General features: G+C 61.6%; 21 protein-coding genes and 1 tRNA gene. 13 read left to right on the top strand and 9 right to left on the bottom strand.

Going from position 1 to position 20755, the window contains the following annotated elements; genetic code table 11:
- The first annotated feature begins 253 nt into the window (after positions 1-253).
- From NCR98_RS03110 to NCR98_RS03100, 3 genes are all read left to right on the top strand, one after another.
- Positions 254-1195: a CysB family HTH-type transcriptional regulator gene (locus NCR98_RS03110; protein WP_250463500.1), complete on the top strand. Its 942-nt coding sequence runs from the start codon at positions 254-256 to the stop codon at positions 1193-1195.
- A 63-nt stretch (positions 1196-1258) separates the two neighbouring features.
- Positions 1259-2419 carry an ABC transporter substrate-binding protein gene (locus NCR98_RS03105; protein WP_250491905.1) on the top strand — a complete coding sequence of 387 codons (1161 nt, stop codon included), beginning with the start codon at positions 1259-1261 and terminating at the stop codon, positions 2417-2419.
- 104 nt (positions 2420-2523) lie between these two features.
- Positions 2524-2608: transfer RNA gene (locus NCR98_RS03100), tRNA-Leu, on the top strand.
- Positions 2609-2818: 210 nt separating this feature from the next.
- Here NCR98_RS03100 and NCR98_RS03095 read toward each other — a convergent pair.
- On the bottom strand, positions 2819-3334 hold the full coding sequence (locus NCR98_RS03095; protein ID WP_250525490.1) for a hypothetical protein: 516 nt from the start codon (positions 3332-3334) through the stop codon (positions 2819-2821).
- A gap of 278 nt (positions 3335-3612) precedes the next feature.
- Between NCR98_RS03095 and NCR98_RS03090 the strand changes: the two genes are divergently transcribed.
- From NCR98_RS03090 to NCR98_RS03075, 4 genes are all read left to right on the top strand, one after another.
- Positions 3613-5955, top strand: coding sequence for a hypothetical protein (locus NCR98_RS03090; RefSeq protein WP_250525489.1), 2343 nt, complete (start codon positions 3613-3615; stop codon positions 5953-5955).
- 71 nt (positions 5956-6026) lie between these two features.
- Positions 6027-6743, top strand: a complete 717-nt coding sequence (locus NCR98_RS03085) for a pseudouridine synthase (RefSeq protein ID WP_250525488.1) — start codon at positions 6027-6029, stop codon at positions 6741-6743.
- Positions 6744-6783: 40 nt separating this feature from the next.
- Entirely contained in the window at positions 6784-7641 is an 858-nt protein-coding gene (locus NCR98_RS03080) for an alpha/beta hydrolase (protein WP_250525487.1), read from the top strand.
- A 122-nt stretch (positions 7642-7763) separates the two neighbouring features.
- Complete coding sequence (locus NCR98_RS03075; RefSeq protein ID WP_244827238.1) at positions 7764-7940, top strand: hypothetical protein; 177 nt, start codon at positions 7764-7766, stop codon at positions 7938-7940.
- On the opposite strand, the gene NCR98_RS03070 is transcribed toward NCR98_RS03075, so the two are convergent.
- Positions 7937-8932, bottom strand: a complete 996-nt coding sequence (locus tag NCR98_RS03070; protein ID WP_250525634.1) for an NAD-dependent epimerase/dehydratase family protein — start codon at positions 8930-8932, stop codon at positions 7937-7939. The two genes, NCR98_RS03075 and NCR98_RS03070, sit on opposite strands and share 4 nt — an antisense overlap.
- Before the next feature lie 95 nt (positions 8933-9027).
- Here NCR98_RS03070 and NCR98_RS03065 point away from each other — a divergent pair, with 95 nt between their 5' ends.
- From NCR98_RS03065 to NCR98_RS03055, 3 genes are all read left to right on the top strand, one after another.
- Entirely contained in the window at positions 9028-10059 is a 1032-nt protein-coding gene (locus NCR98_RS03065; protein WP_244827237.1) for a CDP-6-deoxy-delta-3,4-glucoseen reductase, read from the top strand.
- A 307-nt stretch (positions 10060-10366) separates the two neighbouring features.
- On the top strand, positions 10367-11551 hold the full coding sequence (locus NCR98_RS03060; protein WP_250525486.1) for an acetylornithine transaminase: 1185 nt from the start codon (positions 10367-10369) through the stop codon (positions 11549-11551).
- On the top strand, positions 11548-11970 hold the full coding sequence (locus NCR98_RS03055; protein WP_250463480.1) for a GNAT family acetyltransferase: 423 nt from the start codon (positions 11548-11550) through the stop codon (positions 11968-11970). Before NCR98_RS03060 ends, NCR98_RS03055 begins: the two co-directional genes overlap by 4 nt.
- Before the next feature lie 69 nt (positions 11971-12039).
- On the opposite strand, the gene NCR98_RS03050 is transcribed toward NCR98_RS03055, so the two are convergent.
- The 7 genes from NCR98_RS03050 to NCR98_RS03020 form a co-directional block, all read right to left on the bottom strand.
- On the bottom strand, positions 12040-12744 hold the full coding sequence (locus NCR98_RS03050; RefSeq protein WP_370652081.1) for an ABC transporter ATP-binding protein: 705 nt from the start codon (positions 12742-12744) through the stop codon (positions 12040-12042).
- A gap of 17 nt (positions 12745-12761) precedes the next feature.
- Positions 12762-13538, bottom strand: a complete 777-nt coding sequence (locus tag NCR98_RS03045; protein WP_244827233.1) for an ABC transporter ATP-binding protein — start codon at positions 13536-13538, stop codon at positions 12762-12764.
- Positions 13539-13553: 15 nt separating this feature from the next.
- Complete coding sequence (locus NCR98_RS03040) at positions 13554-14723, bottom strand: ABC transporter permease subunit (RefSeq protein WP_244827232.1); 1170 nt, start codon at positions 14721-14723, stop codon at positions 13554-13556.
- 24 nt (positions 14724-14747) lie between these two features.
- A complete protein-coding gene (locus NCR98_RS03035; protein ID WP_244827231.1) occupies positions 14748-15698 on the bottom strand; it encodes a branched-chain amino acid ABC transporter permease in 951 nt (316 codons plus the stop codon).
- 254 nt (positions 15699-15952) lie between these two features.
- On the bottom strand, positions 15953-17182 hold the full coding sequence (locus NCR98_RS03030) for a branched-chain amino acid ABC transporter substrate-binding protein (RefSeq protein ID WP_250525485.1): 1230 nt from the start codon (positions 17180-17182) through the stop codon (positions 15953-15955).
- A 417-nt stretch (positions 17183-17599) separates the two neighbouring features.
- Positions 17600-18568, bottom strand: a complete 969-nt coding sequence (ispH, locus tag NCR98_RS03025; protein WP_244827229.1) for a 4-hydroxy-3-methylbut-2-enyl diphosphate reductase — start codon at positions 18566-18568, stop codon at positions 17600-17602.
- A 2-nt stretch (positions 18569-18570) separates the two neighbouring features.
- Entirely contained in the window at positions 18571-19026 is a 456-nt protein-coding gene (locus NCR98_RS03020) for an FKBP-type peptidyl-prolyl cis-trans isomerase (RefSeq protein WP_244827228.1), read from the bottom strand.
- Positions 19027-19220: 194 nt separating this feature from the next.
- Here NCR98_RS03020 and radC point away from each other — a divergent pair, with 194 nt between their 5' ends.
- The 3 genes from radC (at position 19221) to rpmG (ending at position 20649) form a co-directional block, all read left to right on the top strand.
- Entirely contained in the window at positions 19221-19967 is a 747-nt protein-coding gene (gene radC / locus NCR98_RS03015) for a RadC family protein (RefSeq protein ID WP_250463474.1), read from the top strand.
- Positions 19968-20236: 269 nt separating this feature from the next.
- Positions 20237-20470: a 50S ribosomal protein L28 gene (rpmB, locus tag NCR98_RS03010; RefSeq protein WP_008351171.1), complete on the top strand. Its 234-nt coding sequence runs from the start codon at positions 20237-20239 to the stop codon at positions 20468-20470.
- 11 nt (positions 20471-20481) lie between these two features.
- Positions 20482-20649 carry a 50S ribosomal protein L33 gene (gene rpmG / locus NCR98_RS03005; RefSeq protein WP_007180630.1) on the top strand — a complete coding sequence of 56 codons (168 nt, stop codon included), beginning with the start codon at positions 20482-20484 and terminating at the stop codon, positions 20647-20649.
- Positions 20650-20755: the final 106 nt, after the last annotated feature.

Raw genomic sequence — 20755 nt, 5'->3', positions numbered from 1 at the left:
CGGGGCCCCAAGTTTTAGTTCGAACGCCTGCGTCCTAGGTTACGCGGCGCGTTGAGAATTCAGCCATTCCATATTGATTCGTCACCGCAAGCGCCGTTCCGACGCTTAATTCATTAGCTAATGACAAAAACAGATATGGATATTGGAAAAATTGGACTGATAGTAATAAACCTGCTATATATTGCAAACGACTTAAAACTTACTTTGATATGCCCTCAGGTAATAACGAAAGGGCAAAAAACGAAGGCACTACATGAATCTGCACCAGTTCCGCTTCGTCCGCGAGGCCGTGCGGCAGAACTTCAACCTGACCGAGGCCGCAAAGGCTTTATTTACCTCGCAGCCGGGCGTGTCGAAAGCGATCATCGAGCTCGAGGATGAACTCGGCGTCGAGATTTTCACACGCCACGGGAAACGTGTTAGATCGCTGACCGAGCCGGGGCGCATCATTCTCGCATCGGTCGAAAAGATTCTGCAGGAAGTGGAAAGCCTGAAACGCGTCGGCAAGGACTACGCGGCGCAAGATCAGGGCAATCTCGTCATTGCCGCCACGCACACTCAGGCGCGCTATTCGCTGCCCTCGGCTATCGCGGAATTCAAGAAGCGCTTTCCCAAGGTGCATCTTTCGATTCTGCAAGGCAGCCCGACGCAAGTCGCGGAAATGGTCATCCACGATCAGGCGGATGTGGCTATCGCGACGGAAGCCATCGCCAACTATAAAGAACTGATTTCGCTGCCCTGCTTCCAGTGGCAGCATCTGGCCGTCATGCCGGCCGATCATCCGCTGCTAGAACGCAAGCTTCTCACGCTCGACGATCTGGTGCAGTACCCGCTCATCACTTATGAAGCGGCGTTTGCCGGCCGCAGCAAGATCAATCAGGCGTTTGCGTTGCGCAATCTCACGCCGGATATCGTGCTCGAAGCCATCGACGCCGATGTCATCAAGACTTATGTCGAACTCGGGCTCGGCGTGGGAATCATGGCGGACATCGCGTTCAATCCGGAGCGCGACAAGCATTTGCGCGCGATGCCGGTTGGCCACTTGTTCGGCACGAACGTGACGCGGCTTGCGCTCAAACAGGGCGCGTACTTGCGCAGCTATGTGTATACGCTCGTCGAACTGTTGTCGCCGTCGATGAATCGCAAGCTGATCGAGCAGGCGCTTTCGGGCGACCACGAAAGCTACGAACTCTGATCGCCACTCGTCTTGAGTAATAGAGACGCAGAAGAACCCATCACCCTCCTGGAGAGCTTTTCGATGAAGTTGTCGATGTTCACGCGCCGGCTCATGGCCGGCGTTGCCCTGTCCGCGCTGGCCGCTGCCGCGCACGCGCAACTGAAAGTAGGCGTGGACCTGTCGAGCACGGGCCCCGCCGCGACCATCGGCATCACCAGCAAGAACGCGATGTTGATGTGGCCGAAAACCATCGCCGGGCAGAACGCGGAGTACATCATCCTCGATGACGGTTCGGACCCGGGCGCGGCCGTGCGCAACATCCGCAAGCTCATCACCGAGGATCGTGTCGATGTGATCGTCGGCCCGAACATCACGCCGGCCGCGCTCGCGGCGCTCGATCCCGTGGCGGAATACCAGACACCGATGATCACGCTGATCGGTTCGGCTTCAGTGGTCGAGCCGCAGGAAGGCAAGAAGGTCTGGGCCTTCAAGATGGCGCAGACCGACCGCGCCATGGCCGACGTGATGACGCGCTACATGGCGAATCATGGCGTGAAGACGGTCGGTTTCATCGGCTTCGCGGATAGCTACGGCGACAGCTGGTTCAACGAGTTCGGCAAGTTCGCGGAGTTGCGTCACATCAAGATCGTCGCGAGCGAGCGCTTCAACCGGACCGACGCGAGCGTGACGGGGCAAATTCTCAAGCTGATGTCCGCGAAGCCCGATGCGGTGCTGATCGCGGGCGCGGGCACACCGACCGTTTTGCCGCAGCGCACGCTCGTCGAGCGCGGCTACAAGGGCGCGATCTATCAGACGCACGGCATCGCGACACCGGAGTTCATCAAGCTGGGCGGCAAGGATGTGGAAGGCACGCTCTTTCCGACGCAGCCCGTGGTCGTCGCGCGCACGCTGCCGGCCGATCATCCTTCGAAGAAAGCGGCGCTGGCGTTCGTGAGCGCTTATGAGGAAAAGTACGGCAAGGGCACCGTGACGCAATTTGCCGGCGATGCGGCGGGCGTGTACCCGCGTTTGCAGGATGCCGTGGCGCGCGCGCTCAAGACCGCGAAACCGGGTACGAAAGAATTCCGCGTGGCTTTGCGGTCGGAACTGGAGCACGCGCATGAGCTCGTCGTGCCGAATGGCGTCGTGAACACGAGCGCGACGGATCACGTCGGGCTGGATCAGCGCGCAAGCGTGATGGGCGTGATCAAGGACGGACAGTTCACTTATTTGAGTCAGTGAAGGCGTGCTTTCGGGCGGCTTGTCGAACCGGCTTGCCCACGGCGGATTTTTGCGCCATAATCGCGGACTCGATTTGCTGCTCCTCGCGAGTGGCAATTTTGAAGGCCCAGGTGGTGAAATTGGTAGACGCAGGGGACTCAAAATCCCCCGCCGCAAGGCGTGCCGGTTCGATTCCGGCCCTGGGCACCAGAAATTCATGAAAAAGCCGCTCTTTTTAGAGCGGCTTTTTTGCGTTTGGGGCGACCGATGCGGGGCTTCAGCGCTTCATACCTTCCTCGAGTTCAGCTTTTGCGCGCTCTGCCATCAGCCTCCGGCGCAACCATCGCTCGTAGTAAGGCATGGTGAAATACATAACTCCGCACACTACGACCACGATTCCATATTCCTTAAAAAACCCGATCACGAGGTCCAACATTTTTCCACCTCTTCCTTGTAGCGCGTCAAATGCATGGAAATTACATAGTAGGTCAAAGCTTCCAAGATGGAATTCATGTTAAGTAATGCTTTGACGTCCTCACTGAATGAAGACAGTAGCAAGTATATCCACAGAAGCACCCCGCCTAGCGAGGCGAAAATTCCCAGTTTCGCAATAAAAATTACCTGTCTGAGATGCTTTCTCAACTGCCTTTCAGCAGCATTCTCAAGTAGTCCATCAGGCAACGCAGTCACCGCAAGATTCAAACTGATCCCCGACGCGACAAGCGAGATTGGAAAGAACTCGCTCTGATCCGACTGCCTCATCGCGACACGTAACAAGTATTCGATCACGCCCATGAAGATCGGCAGCAGAAGAACCAACTGCCGCGTTGTCGATTCGAAACCGCTGGATTTCATCGCCGTGCCCGCTCGTTTGCATTGACCGCCAATTTCGCCGATGCCGCGTGCATCGGGTAGTCGGCCAATCGGCCAGGACAAGATCGCTAATACCTGTTTTATGCGGCGCAACGCACATATTCAGCCTTCAAACTTCGCGTTTTCCCCTACACGATCATTACGCCTATGTGCGCAATCGCGTAGACGCGTTTCACCGGGAGTCGCAAAAATAGGCTCCCGCTTGGCATTCACGACTCCGGCGCAGGGTGCATCGCGAGGATGCGTGCCTGCGCAGGCGACCGCTTTCGGCTTCCTTAGGAGTTCCGATGTCGTGACCCGCCCGCGCCATGTGTCGGGCCATAACTCCAATAGGGTGCGACATGAACCGACCAGAATATTCGCTGACGCTCGATTCGGTGATTTGCCGCCGCTGTAACGCCGTTTCGCGCGCAGAGGAAGAAACGTGCCCTTCTTGCGGGTCCGATCGGCAGGGCGCGATCTTCACGACGCGATCCGATCCTGTCGCGCCCATTGCATCCGCGGCGCCCGCGGCCGCCGCTGCCGCCGCGCCGATGCCGGGGCAACTCGACATCACCGATCTGCGCGATACGGGCTGGCTGACGCGTCTCGTTCGTCGCAGGATGGTGACGTCCTACCCGAGTCTTGCCGAGCCGGGCGACTTGCCGCCCGAGGCCGAGCGCAAACCGGCGAGGAAGGGACTGGCGGTGCTCATTGGCGGCGTGGTCGCGGGACTCGCCGCGGGCGGATACCTTTACGTGCAATCGGACGGAGGCGTCGTCACGGCGAACCGGCCGGTGATCAGCGCGGCTGGATCGATTGCAAATGGTGCGTCGGCGGCGCGCGGCGCGGGCGACGAGAAGCGTGCCGAACTCGACCAATCGAGAGCGGTCGCGGAACAGGCACGCACGCTCGCATCGGCTGACGACGATGCGAAACGTGTTCGTGCAGATGACGCGCAAAGGCTTGCTAGTCGCGCGAATTCGGCCGATGCGAGTTCGCGTCGGGCACCCGATAGATCCTCTGCGGGCGGTTCCGTGGCGATTGCCGGCGTGACAGCGGGAGCGTCGGCGACACCGTCGGGCAATCGGCCTACGGCGACCGCAATGGCCGATCATCGTGCGACGAACGCCGGGCTTGGGAATTCGACGGTTGCGAAGCCCGCATTGGGAACGGAGCCGAAATCCGCTGCTCTGGCTCTGGCGTCGACGAGTCAGGCTCCGCAGTCCGCGACTACGCCGGTGGTGAAAACCGCATCGATCGCCGATGCGGGTGTGTCGACGGGCGCAGTGGTATCGCAAAGCAAGCCGTCGGCTGGCGGCGGCACTGTTTCCGTGCAAACGCCGGCAGCTTCCGCGCTTGGCGCATCGCAGAACAAGGCTTTGGCGTCGAATGCGGCTGGTGCTGGTGACGCCGGTGCATCGACGGTAAAACCGGCATCGCCCGGCAATGCCACGATGGCGAGCGGCTCATCGAACAAGGCCCCCGCGAACGATGCGATCGGCACACGGGAAGCAGTCGCGGCTGGTACCGATGGCAAGAAGAATGTGAACGCAGCACAACCGGCAGTGCCTTCGCTCGCCGCTCACAGCGCGCCTGGAGCGGTCGCGTCGCCTGCGACGCAGACGGCGGCGAACTCGAAGCCTGAGAATGGCTCGACGTCATCGAAACCGGCGACGCAGACCGTAGCGGGCGGCGCCACCTCGGCGGATGCTTCGCGGGGCAACGCGGCGGCATCGAACGGCATTGCATCGACGACTGCAAAGCCGGTGATGCAGACCGCAGCCGCTAGCGCCAACACGCCCGATACGTCGCGAAGCAACGCGACGACGACAACATCAGAAACAACCGCAAGCGGGAAGCCGGCGACGCAGACCGCAGCCGGCGCTGTCACCGCAGCGGATACGTCGCGAAACAGCGCGACGACATTGGCAGCTTCAAAGACCGCATCGCCAAGCGCGAAGCCGGCTGCGCAGACCGCGGTCGCCAACGCGCCCGAAGCCTCCCAACACAGCCCGGCAGCCGGAAACGCAGCGTATCCCGCCCCGACCCCTCTCGCATCGACACAAGCCGCCGCGACCGTCATCGCGCAGGACGCTTCCCGCAACCACACGACCACGTCGGCCGCGAGCGCATCCGCCGCTCCATTATCGAAGACAGCATCGATCGTCGCCAAACCGGCCGACACCCATCCGCCGCAAGAATCACCCGCTGTGGCCCGCAACATCGCCGCCGTCCAACAGGCGCTCGCCAATCGCGACCTGGCTGCCGCCCGCCGCAACCTGCGCGTCCTCGCTTCGAGCCAATCGCGCAACCCGGAAGTTCAACAACTCGCAGCCGATGTCACCCGCCAGGAACGCGCCCGCGACAGCGCCGTGGCAAGCGCCCGCTCGTGCCCGTTGAACAAGGACCCGTCCTGCGCGGTCCGCAATGCCCGGCGCGCCGTGGCGCTCGATCCGCGCAACGCGCAAACGCAAGCAGTCCTGCGCCACGCGACGGCCGCGCAATACGAAGCGAACATCGCCTACTTCAGTCAAGGCGCGGCCATCCCGGCGCCCGCGGTGCCCGCGATGACCTTCGACGGCCGCTGGAGTGTGGGATCGCACCACGCGCCCGTGACGAGCCTCGCGGAAGACCGTTCCAACGCGACGCTCTTCGGCTGGGGCGTGCCGACGGTGGCGAAGGGTCGCGGCGACGCGCATTGAGCAACGGCGGGGGCAATCGCTCGCAAGCCCCCGCCGCTTGCTAGAATCGCCGCTTCAACCCCGCCTATCCGATGGACCTCGAAACCCTCCTCTTCTCCCAAGGCTTCGGGTCGCGCCGCCAATGCCGCGGACTCGTCGCCGAAGGCCGCGTATGTATCGGTGGCGATGTTTGCGCCGATCCCCACGCGCGCATTTCCCTCACGCCATCGCCCGAATTCGAAGTGGACGGGCACGCCTGGACGTATCGCGAGAAAGCCTACATCGCGCTGAACAAGCCGCCCGGCTACGAATGTTCGCGCGATCCGCAACATCACCTGAGCATCTTTCACCTGTTGCCGCCGCAATTGATCGAGCGCGGCGTGCAGCCCGTCGGCAGGCTCGATCAGGACACCACCGGCCTGCTTCTGCTCTCCGATGACGGCGCCTTCGTGCATGCCTTCACGTCGCCCAAGCGCAAGGTGCCGAAGCTGTATTTGGCGACGACGCGTCACCCCATCGACGATGCACAACTCGCGCGCCTCGTCGAAGGCGTCCTGTTGCACGGCGAGACGAAGCCGAGCGCCGCGCTCGCGGCCACGCGACGCGACGAACATCTGCTCGAACTCACCGTGCAGGAAGGCAAATACCATCAGGTGAAGCGCATGGTCGCGGCGGCCGGCAACCGGGTGGAGAAACTGCATCGCGAGCGCGTGGGCGGTTATGCTTTGCCTGAGTCCCTGCCCGAAGGCGCGTGGCGCTGGCTCGACGAGACCGATCTCGCCGCGCTGCGGGACTCACGCACGTCATAGCATCGGCTGCGCGCCGATCACTTTCAGGGTCGACGACATCATGCAACTCGCGGCGAGACGGCGCTTCATCACTCTGGCACTGGCGGCGTGCGCTGCGGGCTTCGGTCCGTCGCGCGCGTGGGCAACGGCAGTCACGGCCGCGTCCGATGACGAAGAACTCGCCGACGGCCTGCCCTACGGCCCGACTTCGCGGCAACGGCTCGACGTCTACGCGCCCGAAGAGGCCTCGCAACATGCGCGTCCGGTGATCGTGTATTTCTACGGTGGAAGCTGGCAAGCCGGCCAGCGCGCCGATTCGCGCGGCGTGGCCGACGCGCTCGCGCAACGCGGCTTCGTCGCGGTGACGCCGGATTACCGCGTATATCCGGAAACCGTCTTCCCTGGCTTCCTTGCCGATGCCGCCGCTTCGGTGCGCTGGGCGCGCGATCACGCGCATGAGTTCGGCGGCGACCCGGAGCGCATCTTCGTGATGGGACATTCGGCGGGCGCGCATATCGCGGCGATGCTCGCCACCGACGGCCGTTATCTGCAAGCACAAGGCATGGCGAAGGAATCGTTGCGCGGCATGATCGGGCTCGCGGGGCCGTACGTCGCCATTCCGTCCGAGCCGCACATAGGCGACATCTTTCCGGCAGCGGAGCGCGCCGAAACGCTGCCGATCGACTTCATTTCCGGCAACGAGCCGCCGATGCTTCTCGCCACCGGCACCGCCGATAACGTCGTCGATCCGCGCAACAGCGAGCGCTTCGCCGCGGCGTTGCGCGCGCACGACGATAGCGTCGAGCTCAAGCGCTATCCGGGCTACGACCACGGGCGCATCGTCGATGCCTTCACCGCGTCGGCACAACCAAATTCCCCGGTTCTGGCCGATGTCGCCGCGTTTATCGGCGCGCATTGATCCTGCAAATCGGTGTAAGCCCTGAACGCGAGGCGTTGCACCGCAGCATGCTTTCCGGCGTCCGTATTCATATACTCAAAGCACGGACACCAGAATGACTATCAAAAAAGCAGGAGGGCATCATGTTCGCCCACACCACCGTTGCGCTGATCGCGTTCGCCGCACTGAGCGTTGTTCTTATCGGGGCATTGGCCGTTGCCATGCACATGCGGCACAAGTATTCGCCGAATCTGATCGGCGCGTTGATCGGCGCGCTGATGTGCTTCATCCTGCTCGAAACCTTGCCCGCGCTTATCTAGCGGGCCGCGCGCTCGCTTGCCGTCGCGCGCAGGAAGTCGGAAACGGTCGGATAACGCAGCGCGTAACCGAGCTCGCGCTTCAGGCGCGCGTTGGCGAGTCGTCGCGATTCGCGCATGAACGAAAGCGTAACCGGTTCGAGCTGCGTCGCGGCTTCCTCGCGCGAGATGCGCGGCACACGCGGCAGTCCGTAGGCATCGGCGACGAGATCAAAATAGTCGGCCATGCGCAGGTCCGTATCGTCGGATGCGTTGATGACTCTTTGCGGCCGCATGCGTTCGAGCGCGCGCACGAGGATGGCCGCGAGATCGTCGGCGTGAATGTGATTCGTGTAGACGTCCTCGCTCGCCAGAAGCGCCGGCATGCGCTTCTCGATGCGCGCCACGGGCAAACGATTCGCCGCATAAATTCCCGGAATCCGCACGATCGACACGTGCCAGCCGCTCGTCGCGCCTGCACGCCGCAGTTGCCGTTCCGCCGATACGCGGCGCCGGGCGCGCTCGTTCTCCGGACGCGCGGGCCGCGTTTCATCGATATGCGCGCCGGCGCAATCGCCATAGACGCCCGTCGTGCTCGCGTACACGAAGCGCGTGCCCGTCGCGAAAGGGGCGTCGGGTACAATGAACGACCTTCGGGCAATGCGCGAACCCGGTTGCATAGGGCCACGCGCGACGGAGCGGCGCGGTGCGCGCAACGCGGCGATGAGCGCACGCGTGCGGGTATCGGCGGCGCCATCGCGTTGCGGCGGCGCGAGATGCAAGACGGTCTTCGCAATACCGGCCAGGCGCCGCAGCGACCGGCGCGCGTCGAGGTCGCCGCCAATGGGCAGCGCGCCCGCGGCCCGCAACTCGCCCGCGCGTTCAGGATGATGCGTAAGCGCGATCACGCGCGGCGCGGCGGCGCGGTTTTGCAGAAGCGGCAACGCGCGCATGCCGACATCGCCGCATCCGACGACAAGCACGCGCGAGCGGCGCAAAGTTCGAGTGGCGATCATGCCGAGCATTGTATCCGCGGCAGTCATTGTCGACGGCTTCATGACTCGCGGCATCGCACGGAACACTCCTTCACGAGACAGCAAGAATTCGATCTATGGCTTTCAATGTAACGCTCCGGCAAAGCGGCCGGCAGTTTCAGGTGGAACCCGATGAACCGGTCCTGACGGCCGCTTTGCGCCAGGGTATCGGTCTGCCTTACGGGTGCAAGAACGGCGCGTGCGGCTCCTGCAAGGGGTCCGTTGTCCAGGGCGAAATCGAGCAGGCGCCGCATTCCTCGTCCGCGCTCTCGAACGACGAAAAAACGCGCGGCATGGCGCTCTTCTGCTGCGCGACCGCGCAGACCGATCTCACCATCGACGTGCGCGAAGTCGCGGGTGTCGGCGACGTGCAGGTGAAGAAGCTGCCCTGCCGCGTGAACGCGCTCGAACGCAAGGCCGACGATGTCATCGAACTGAAACTGCAACTGCCCGCCAACGAACGTCTGCAATATCTCGCGGGGCAGTACATCGAATTCATTCTGAAGGACGGCAAACGTCGCAGCTATTCGATGGCGAGCCCGCCGCATCACGAAGGGCCGCTCGAACTGCACGTGCGTCACATGCCCGGCGGCACGTTCACGGACCACGTCTTCGGCGCGATGAAGGAACGCGACATCCTGCGCTTCGAAGGTCCGCTCGGCACGTTCTTTCTGCGCGACGAATCCGACAAGCCCATCGTGCTGCTCGCGTCGGGCACGGGCTTCGCGCCGATCAAGGCGATCATCGAGCATGCGGTGTTCAAGAACCTCAATCGCCCGATGACGCTCTACTGGGGCGGCCGTCGCAAGAAAGACCTCTACATGATGGCGCTTGCCGAGCAATGGGCGCGCGAAGTGCCGAACTTCAAGTTCGTGCCGGTGCTCTCCGAACCCGACGCCGACGACGCATGGACCGGCCGCACGGGGTTCGTTCATCGTGCTGTCATCGAAGATCTGCCAGACTTGAGCGCTCATCAGGTGTACGCGTGCGGCGCGCCGGTGATGGTGGAATCGGCGCAGCGCGACTTCACGTTGCATCATCGCTTGCCGGAAGACGAGTTCTATGCGGATTCGTTCACGAGCGCGGCGGATCTCGCGCATCCGGTCTGAATCGCCAAAGGTGCCAGCCTGCGAACCTGCGCGCGGATAAAAATTCGCGCGCACGGTTTACAGGCGGGAACTTGATAACGTATCCTTCGCGAATGAACTCGATCCTGATTCACCTTCGCGCACTTCGACGTCGCCGCTCGCCGCTTCCCTAGGGATGCCGCTGGCTCGTCACGCATTTGCGCGCAAAGGTTCGGTTTGTTCAACGCGCAAGAAATGAAGCCACGGATATCCGTGGCTTTTGTTTTTTTCGGCTCGCCGTTCTTCTCGCTTCCTTTCCTTCGTCACTGCTTTCGTGGAGCCTGCTGTCATGAATTTCAATGAGTACCCCGTCGATTCGCTGATGTACATCACGAACCGCCCCGAGATCGTGTTCACGCACGGCAAAGGCTCCTGGATTTACGACAACACCGGCAAGCGATATCTCGACTTCATTCAGGGCTGGGCTGTCAATTCGCTCGGCCATTGCAACGAAGGCATGATCGAAGCACTGGAAAAGCAGGCGCGCACGCTCATCAACCCGTCGCCCGCGTTCTACAACGCGCCTATGGCGCAGCTCGCGGGTCTGCTCACCGCCAGCAGTTGCTTCGACAAGGTGTTCTTCGCCAACAGCGGCGCGGAAGCCAACGAAGGCGCGATCAAGCTCGCGCGCAAGTGGGGACGCAAGTTCAAAAACGGCGCGTATGAAATCATCACGTTCGACCACAGTTTCCATGGCCGCACGCTCGCGACCATGTCGGCAAGCGGCAAGCCGGGCTGGGACACCATCTACGCACCGCAAGTGCCGGGCTTTCCGAAGGCCGATCTGAACGACATCGCATCGGTGGAAAAGCTCATCACGGAAAAGACCGTCGCCGTGATGCTCGAACCGATTCAGGGCGAAGGCGGCGTGATTCCGGCCACGCGCGAATTCATGCAGCAATTGCGCGATCTGACGAAGCAACACAACCTGCTCTTGATCGTCGATGAAGTGCAAAGCGGATGCGGCCGCGCGGGAACGCTCTTCGCCTACGAACTGTCGGGCATCGAGCCGGACATCATGACGCTCGGCAAGGGTATTGGCGGTGGCGTGCCGCTGGCAGCGCTCCTTTCGACGGCGGCAATCGAATGTTTCGAACCGGGCGATCAGGGTGGCACCTACAACGGCAATCCGTTGATGACGGCAGTGGGTTACTCGGTGATCTCGCAACTCGTCGCGCCCGGCTTTCTCGAAGGCGTGCGCGAGCGTGGCGAATATCTGAAGTCCGAGTTGTTGAAGCTGTCCGCCGAGCGCGGCTTCAAGGGCGAGCGCGGCGAAGGTTTGTTGCGCGCGCTTCTGCTCGATAGCGACAAGGGTCCGCAGATCGTCGAAAAGGCGCGTCTGTTGCAACCCGACGGCCTGCTGCTCAACGCCGCGCGTCCGAATCTGTTGCGCTTCATGCCCGCGCTGAACGTGACGAAGGACGAGATCGACCAAATGCTGAAAATGCTGCGCACCGTGCTGGATGCGCTGTGATCATCCGTACGTTCGATGCAAGCGATCGCGAAGCCGTGATCGCCCTGTGGCGCGATGTCTTCCCCGAATACGCGGATGCATCGCGGCCGCAGCGCGATCCGGCATTGTCGATCGCCAACAAGATGAACACGCAGCCGGAGTTGTTCTTCGTCGGAACGGTCGAGGACCGCGTGGTCGGCACGGTGATGTCCGGCTACGACGGTCATCGCGGCTGGGTTTATTCGCTGGCCGTGGCGCCCGCGTTACGCCGGCGCGGCTATGGCGCAACGCTCATGCGCCATGCCGAAGAAGCGCTCGCGGCACGCGGATGCCCGAAAGTGAATCTGCAGATACTCGCGGTCAAGACCGAACTGCGCGGCTTCTATGAAAAGCTCGGGTATCGGATGGATGAAGTCGTGAGCCTCGGCAAGCGGCTATAAACGTCTCTATAAACGCGGCTATAAAAAAAGCCCTTCCGTGGAAGGGCTTTCGAACGACTCAAGCACTATTCACTCGCCGAGATACGCGGCACGCACCTTCGGATCGTCGAGCATGATCTTGGCGTCGCCGGACATGGTGACCACGCCCGAGTCCATCACATAGCCGCGATTCGCCGCCTGCAACGCCAAACGCGCGTTTTGTTCGACGAGCAACACCGTCAGCCCTTCCGACGAAATCTCCCGCACCACCTCGAAAATCTTCTCGACCATGATGGGTGAAAGACCCATCGACGGCTCATCGAGCAGAAGCAGTTTCGGACGCGACAACAACGCGCGCGCCATGGCGAGCATCTGCTGTTCGCCGCCCGACAGCGTTCCCGCATATTGCGATGCGCGCTCCTTCAGACGCGGGAAGAAGCCGAACATGCGGTCGGTGTCCTTCTGAATCTGGTCGGCGTCGTTGCGCAGATAGGCGCCCATCTGCATGTTTTCCAGAATCGACATGCGCGCGAAGATGCCGCGGCCTTCCGGCACCATGGCAAGACCGCGCTTGAGCAACTCGTGCGTCGGCACGCCACGGATCGACTGACCCATGTATTCGATGTCGCCGCCCGAATACGGCTTGAGACCGGTGATGGCCTTCATCGTCGTGGTCTTGCCGGCGCCGTTCGCGCCGATCAGCGTGACGAGTTCGCCCTGTCCGACTTCCAGATCGACACCCTTCACCGCCTGGATGCCGCCGTAGTTCACCTGCAAACCCTTGACCTTCAACATTGCGCTTGGCGTCGCCATTAATGCACCCCCGCACCCAGATATGCCTCGATCACCTTCGGGTCCTTCTGCACGTCCTGCGGCAGACCCTCGGCGATCACCTTGCCGTAATCGAGCACCGTCATGCGGTTGCACAATCCCATCACGAGTTTCACGTCGTGTTCGATCAACAGAATCGTCTTGCCGTCGCTACGGATCTTGTCGAGCAGACGCGTAAGCTCCACTTTCTCCGTCGCGTTCATGCCGGCGGCCGGTTCGTCGAGGGCGAGCAGCTTCGGATCGGTTGCCAGTGCGCGCGCGATTTCCAGACGCCTCTGGTGGCCGTACGACAGATTGCGCGACGTGTAATCGGCGTATTGCAGCACGCCCACGTATTCGAGCAGCTCGAGCGCGCGCTCCTTGATCTCGCGCTCTTCGCGCCGCTCGGACGGCGTCTGAAACACCGCGCCGATGAGACCGTGCTTCGTGCGCACATGGCGTCCGACCATCACGTTCTCGAGCGCGGTCATGCCGCCGAAGAGCCGGATGTTCTGGAACGTGCGCGCAATGCCCGCCTTCGCCACCTGATACACCGCCGTCGGCGTATAGGCTTCGCCATCGAGCTTGAACACGCCCGAATCCGGCGTGTAAAGGCCCGTGATCACGTTGAAGAACGTGGTCTTGCCCGCGCCGTTCGGACCGATCAGACCGTAGATTTCGCCCGCCTTGATTTCGAGGCCGACATCCGACAAAGCCTGCAGCCCGCCGAAGCGCTTGTTGACGCCCTTCACGGACAGTCGCGTTTGCTTTTCGCTCATCTTTGAGTTCCCCGTTTAGGCGCGCACTGGCTTCTTGCTGCCGCGCTTCGCGATCTTCGCGATCTTGTCTTCGTGTTTCGGGGCCGGCCACAGGCCTTCCGAGCGATACAGCATGATCAGCACCATCGCGAGACCGTAGAGCAACTGGCGGATGACTTCGGTATCGACGATCTGATGACCGAAGATCGCGTTCTGCAGCGGACCCATGGTCGAGCGCAGGAATTCGGGGAACACGGCAAGCAGCACCGCGCCGAGAATCACGCCCGGGATATGGCCCATGCCGCCGAGCACCACGCACGCCAGCACGACGATCGATTCCCAGAACGTGAACGATTCTGGCGACACGAAGCCCTGGAACGCGCCGAACATCGAGCCCGACAGACCGCCGAAGGACGCGCCCATCGCGAAGGCCAGCAGCTTTACGTTACGCGTGTTGATGCCCATTGCCTTGGCGGCGATTTCGTCTTCGCGGATAGCGGCCCACGCGCGGCCGATACGCGAGTGCTGCAAGCGCGTACACACCCAGATCACCAGCAACGCGCCGAGCACGAAGAGGTAGTAATACATGTACACGGACGGAAACTTCATGCCGAAGAACGTGTGCGTCTGCGAGAGGTTGAAGCCCGCGACGGTCACGGGGTCGATACCGGTGATGCCCTTCGGCCCGTTCGTGATGTTGATCGGACGATCGAGGTTGTTCATGAAGATCCGGATGATCTCCCCGAAGCCCAAGGTCACGATGGCGAGGTAGTCGCCGCGCAGACGAAGCGTCGGCGCACCGAGCAGCACACCGAAGGTCGCGGCCAGCGCCATCGCGCACGGCGCGATGATGAGGAACGGCACGTGCAGACCGCCCGGCGCGAGATGCGCGATCCACTCGAACTGCGAGGTCAGTTGCGGCGACGACAGCAGCGCTGCGACGTAAGCGCCGACCGCGTAGAACGCGATGTAGCCCAAATCGAGCAGGCCGGCGAAACCGACCACTACGTTCAGGCCCAGCGCGAGCATCACGTAGAGCATCGCGAAGTCGAGCACGCGCACCCAGTAGTTGCCGCCTGCCGCGCCGATGATCATCGGCGCCGCGATCACGAGCACCGTGGTGATGACGCCGACCACCAGCTTGCGGGTCGCGTTTTTCTCGGGAATGAGCGTCGTGGACGGCTCAATCGGTTGAATCGAAGTCATATTTTTTAGCTCCTCACGCGAGGGTTAAGCGCGATCCGCGACACGTTCGCCGAGCAGACCCGACGGACGGAACACGAGCACGATGATCAGCACGATGAAGGCGAACACGTCTTGATAGTTACTGCCGAAGACGCCGCCTGTCAGGTTGCCGATATAACCGGCGCCCAACTGTTCGATGAGACCCAGCAACACGCCCCCGACCATCGCGCCGCCCAGGTTGCCGATGCCGCCCAGCACCGCCGCCGTGAACGCCTTGAGACCGGGGATGAAGCCCATGTAGAAGTGCGCGTTGCCGTATTCGGAGGCGATCATCACGCCGGCGAGTGCGGCAAGCGCCGAGCCGATCATGAAGGTCGCGGAAATCACGAAGTTGGGGTTCACGCCCATCAGCGATGCAACGCCTGGGTTCTCGGCGATTGCGCGCATGGCGCGGCCGAGCTTGGTCTTGTGCACGAGAAGGAGCAAGCCGCCCATCACGAGGAACGCGACCACGATGATGACGATTTCGGTCATCGAGATCACCGCGCCCGGACGGGTTTCGTCGGCGGCGATGACGTTGATCGGATCGGTCGGCAGCAACTGCGGGAACGCGAGGGGATTGCGGCCCCAGATCATCATCGCGAGCGTCTGTAAGAGAATGGACACGCCGATCGCGGTGATCAGCGGCGCAAGACGTGGCGCTTTACGAAGCGGACGGTACGCGACCTTTTCGATCGTGTAGCCCACCACCGCGCAGACCACGGCGGCAATGACAAGCGCGATGGTCAGCATGATCGGCCCGGGAATGCCCGGCGCGTGATTCTGCATCACGCCGATGGCCGACAGCGCGACCATGGCACCCACCATCAGCACGTCGCCGTGCGCGAAGTTGATGATGCCGAGAATCCCGTACACCATCGTATAGCCCAGTGCGATGATGGCGTAAATGCTGCCAAGCACCAGACCGTTGAGGACCTGCTGGATGAAAATATCCATATAACGCTCCTTAGCCCCGTGCGACCGGATTACGTCTTTATCACCGGCCGATAAACCGATGTGAAGCGAAATCTGGAGCAGCACTGCGCGTACTGATTAAAAAAACCGGTAAGGTTAATCGCCCGGGTCCCGCCTGCTGCCGGATCTGGCTGCAAACGTCTCCGAACGGTTTTCACGGAAGTCTTACTCCCATCCACTGCCACGAAGCCATGAGAACGGCGCTCAACGCGCGACGCCGCTTTCACACATCTCGCTTACTGCTTGACTACGTCCAGCACGTCCTTCCTTTTGTCCTTGAACTCGTAGAGCGTGATGGCGCCCGCCTTGAGGTCGCCTTTGTCGTCGAACGCGATATGCCCGGTCAGACCGTTAAAGTCCGTCGTGGCGATCGCCGCGAGCACCTTGGGCGCTTCGATTGAATTGGCGCGCTTCATGGCATCGACGATCACGTACATCGCGTCGTACGTGAACGGCGCATAAATCTGGACCGGCGCATGAAAGCGCGCTTCGTACTTCTGCGCGAAGTCGGCGCCCTTATCCATCTTCGAAAGCGCGAGCCCCGCTTCCGAGCAGACGATGTTCTGTACGGCGTCGCCCGCAAGTTCCACGAGCTTGCCGGTGCAGACTCCGTCGCCCGCCAGAATCTTCGCCTTGATGCCGAGCGCCGCCGCTTCCTTCGCGAATGGCCCGCCCGTTACGTCCATGCCGCCGTACATCACGACATCCGGCTGGATGCGTTTGATTTTCGTGAGGATCGCCTTGAAGTTGCGCGCCTTTTCGCTCGTGGCTTCCCGGGCGGCGAGCTTCGCGCCGCCGGCCTGCGCCGTCTTCGAGAATTCATCGGCAAGGCCGCGGCCGTAGGCGCTGGCGTCGTCGACCACCACGATTCTCTTCGCGTGCAGCGTCTTGATCGCGTAATTGGCCAGCACGGGGCCTTGCAGCGCGTCGGTCGCCACGACGCGAAACGTCGTCTTGTAGCCTTGCTTCGTGTATTCGGGATTGGTCGTCGACGGCGAAATTTGCGCGATGCCCGCATCGCTGTAAATCTTCGAAGCCGGAATCGACACGCCGGAGTTCATGTGGCCGATCACCGCGACCACATGGTCGTCGACTAGACGCTGCGCGGCTTCGGTGCCCACGCGCGGATCGGCTGCATCGTCCTGGCTGTCGAGTTCGAGGCGAATGGAGCGCCCGTCGATCGTCAAACCCTGCGCGCTGATCTCTTCGAGTGCGAGTCGCGCGCCGTTTTCATTGTCCCGGCCGAGATGTGCCTGCAATCCGGTAAGCGGCGCGGCGTGACCAATTTTGACGACCATTGCTTCGCTCGCGGCGGGGGCTGCCGCGGCCGACGCTGCGGCAGGTGCGGACACCGCGCTCGCCGCCGCTACAGGTGCGCTCGCTTCGCCTTCGCCCTTCTTGCCGCATGCTGTTGCCATTGCAACCGCAGCCGCGATGGACACGGCGTAAGCAAACTTGAATCGCATCAAATAGGTCTCCTGCGCCTTTCAAAACCGTTGCCGAGAGACCCCTCCGAGCCCAAGACGGGCGCATTGTAACGCTAAATATGAGACGAGCAATATTCTTGTGTGGCGGGGTTTTCCAGCATTGCAACCCGTTTTTTTTGACGATTTTCCGCGCAAGTCGCAACCGGGTTGCGATTCGTTTTTGTGCAGCAGTTGCACCATAACGGGAGCGGGTTTATTCGGCGCTTCGAAGCGTTGACGTTTGCGCCTTTGCAGCGAGGGGAAACCCTTAAATTCTCACCGAACAAAAGTCGCCCCAAAATAGTGCTTGCCGTTTGGGTCTTATGTCGGCCCGAGTAGTTCCGTTCTTGAGCAAAAGCGTTCACACAGAACGAAAAAAAGCGCCCGTAGGCGCTTTTTTCGAAAGAACTATCTAACTCATTGCGGCAAGGTCAGCCCGCGCGGCAGCGGAAAGGCGATGGTTTCCTCGATTCCCTCGAGCGAACGCACATTGCGCACACCGAGCTCACGCAAACGGGCGATTACCGCCTGCGCGAGCACTTCCGGCGCCGATGCGCCCGCCGTCACGCCGATACGCTTCTTGCCTTCCACCCAGCGCGGATCGATCTGCGTCGGCGAATCAACCATATAGGCCGGGATACCGCGCTTCTCGGCCACTTCGCGCAGACGGCTCGAATTCGAACTGTTCGGGCTGCCCACGACGATCACCACGTCGCATTGCGGCGCGAGGAACTTCACCGCGTCCTGACGGTTTTGCGTCGCGTAGCAGATATCCTGCTTCTTCGGCTCCTTAATGGCCGGATACTTGGTCTTCAACGCGTCGATGATGGCGAAGGCGTCGTCGACGGACAGGGTTGTCTGCGTGACATAGGCAATGCGGTCAGGATTGGGCAGATCGAGCTTCAGGACGTCTTCGATATCTTCGACGAGATGCATGCCCTCGCCCGACTGGCCCATCGTGCCTTCGACTTCCGGATGCCCCTTGTGGCCGATCATCACGATGTCGAAGCCTTCCTGGCGCATTTTCGCGACTTCCATGTGCACCTTGGTCACGAGCGGACACGTGGCGTCGAACACGCGCAAACCGCGCGCTTCGGCTTCGCCGCGCACCGCTTTCGACACGCCGTGCGCGCTGAAGATAAGCGTGGCGCCTTCGGGCACGTCGTCCAGTTCCTCGATGAAAATGGCGCCCTTCTTGCGCAGGTCCGACACCACGTAGGCGTTGTGGACGATTTCATGCCGCACGTAGATGGGCGCGCCGAACAGCTTGATGGCCCGCTCGACGATCTCGATCGCGCGATCCACGCCGGCGCAAAAGCCGCGCGGCTGCGCGAGCAGGATCTCGACGTCGGTATCGATCTCGTTGAGGCTTTCAGTCAGGCTCATGGCTACAGAATTCCGATGATTTTCACTTCGAAGGCCAGCGACTGGCCGGCGAGCGGGTGATTGAAGTCGAAAAGCGCCGACGTCTCGCCCACTTCCTTGAGCACGCCCGCGTAGCGCCCACCGTTGGGCGCGTTGAATTCGACGAGATCGCCGGGAGAAAAATCCTCACCGATCATGCTGTTTTCGCGCAGCGTCGCGAGCGACACGCGCTGCACGAGCTCCGGATTGCGCGGCCCGAACGCTTGCTCCGGCGTTAGCTGAAAGGTCGAATGGTGGCCGACCTTCATTCCCAGCAGAATCTCTTCCAGTGGCGGCGCGAGTTGGCCTGCGCCGAGCAGGAGGGTCGCGGGCTTGTCGGTGAACGTGTTGACGATGTCGGCGCCATCGGCCAGTGCGAGCCGGTAATGAAGCGTGACATGCGAACCGGGTTTCACCTCGGAAATATCGATGATGCTCATGAGTATTGGCTGTGACGGTTCAGTCGGAAGCGGGACGTGCGCCTGGCGCGATACTTCGGGCCGCGTGGCGGGGCGGAGCGCGCGCCGAAACCGCTATTGTAAGACAGAGTTGGGAAGCGCCGCGCTTCGCTCGAGCGGCGTAAGTGCGGTGTATCTCGCAAAAATACAGCCTTAAGATGGCCTCAGGGGAAGGAATGTCCGCCAATTTCGAGATTCTGATGCGTGAAATGGAAGCCGGCCCCGCGCTGCCGCAGCCCGTTTCCGTTCTGCCAATTTCCCAGTGGGACAAGACGGACAAGCCGCGCGAGCGTCTGTTGCAGTCCGGCGGCGACTCGTTGAGCGACGCCGCGTTGCTCGCCGTATTTTTGCGCACAGGATTGCCGGGCAAAACGGCAGTCGATGTGGCGCGTGCGCTGCTGCGGCGCTTTGGCTCGATTCGCGGCGTGCTCGACGCGTCCGCGCTTCAGCTCCAGGAAGAGCGCGGCGTCGGCGAGGCGCGCGCGGCCACGCTTTTGGCCGTGTCGGAACTGTGTCGACGGGCGCTCATCGAGAAGGCGCGCGAACGCATGCTGCTGAACTCGCCGGGCGCGGTGGAAGACTTTCTGCGCCTGAGAATCGGCACTCAGCCTAACGAACTTTTCCTATGTATCTATCTCGATGCGCGGCATCAGCTGATCGATGCGCACGTGGAAGCGAGCGGCTCGCTCACGCGGGTGGCGGTGTATCCGCGCGAGATCGTGAAGCGTGCCTTGCATCTGAACGCGGCGGGGCTGATCGTGGCGCATAATCATCCGTCTGGCGGCGTGGAGCCTAGCGCGAACGACAAGAAGCTCACCCGCACGCTGCAAGACGCGCTGAATCTCATCGACGTGAAATTGCTCGATCACATGGTGGTCGCGGGCAATGAAATTTTTTCTTTCGCGCGTGAGGGCTGGCTTTAGGCGTGAGGGCTGGCTTTAGATTTGACCCGAAGCAGTCGAGGTTGACTAAGATGAGGACGAACGGGCTTGATATTGCTACGTTTTTCCTGCTAGAATCCACGATTCGTTTTCTCAACCCACCTGTTTCGGGCTTACGTCGTCCTCATTGGCATAACCGTGCTGCCAACTCCCCGTTCAAGGCAATCGGGCGAATTTGAGGTATCGATTGCGGGATTCCCCCAAAATCGAGCGTTTGACTTCCGGACTCAACGTGTTTTAGGAGTGTCCTCATGGCACGCGTATGCCAAGTAACTGGGAAAGGCCCGATGTCGGGCAACAACGTTTCCCACGCAAACAACAAGACCAAGCGCCGTTTCCTGCCGAACCTGCAGAACCGCCGTTTCTTCGTTGAAAGCGAAAACCGCTGGGTGCGTCTGCGCGTCTCGAACGCCGGCCTGCGCCTGATCGACAAGAACGGTATTGACGCCGTGCTCGCAGACCTGCGCGCACGCGGTGAAATCTAAGGAGCACGCACATGGCCAAGGGCGCACGCGACAAGATCAAGCTGGAATCGACCGCAGGTACGGGTCACTTCTACACGACGACCAAGAACAAACGCAACATGCCGGAAAAGATGCTGATCAAGAAGTTCGATCCCGTCGTCCGCAAGCACGTTGAGTACAAGGAAACCAAGATCAAGTAAGCGCTTGATATTGAGAGCCTGACAAAGACACGAGAAGCCCCGCACACGCGGGGCTTTTTGTTTGTGCGCGCGATTTTTCTTCTTTCGCTTTCACACGTTCGCGCGC

Source organism: Caballeronia sp. GAWG2-1 (assembly GCF_023631405.1).
Lineage (GTDB): Bacteria > Pseudomonadota > Gammaproteobacteria > Burkholderiales > Burkholderiaceae > Caballeronia.
Note: the sequence above shows the minus strand (reverse complement) of the source record. Positions and strands in the feature narration are given on the sequence as shown.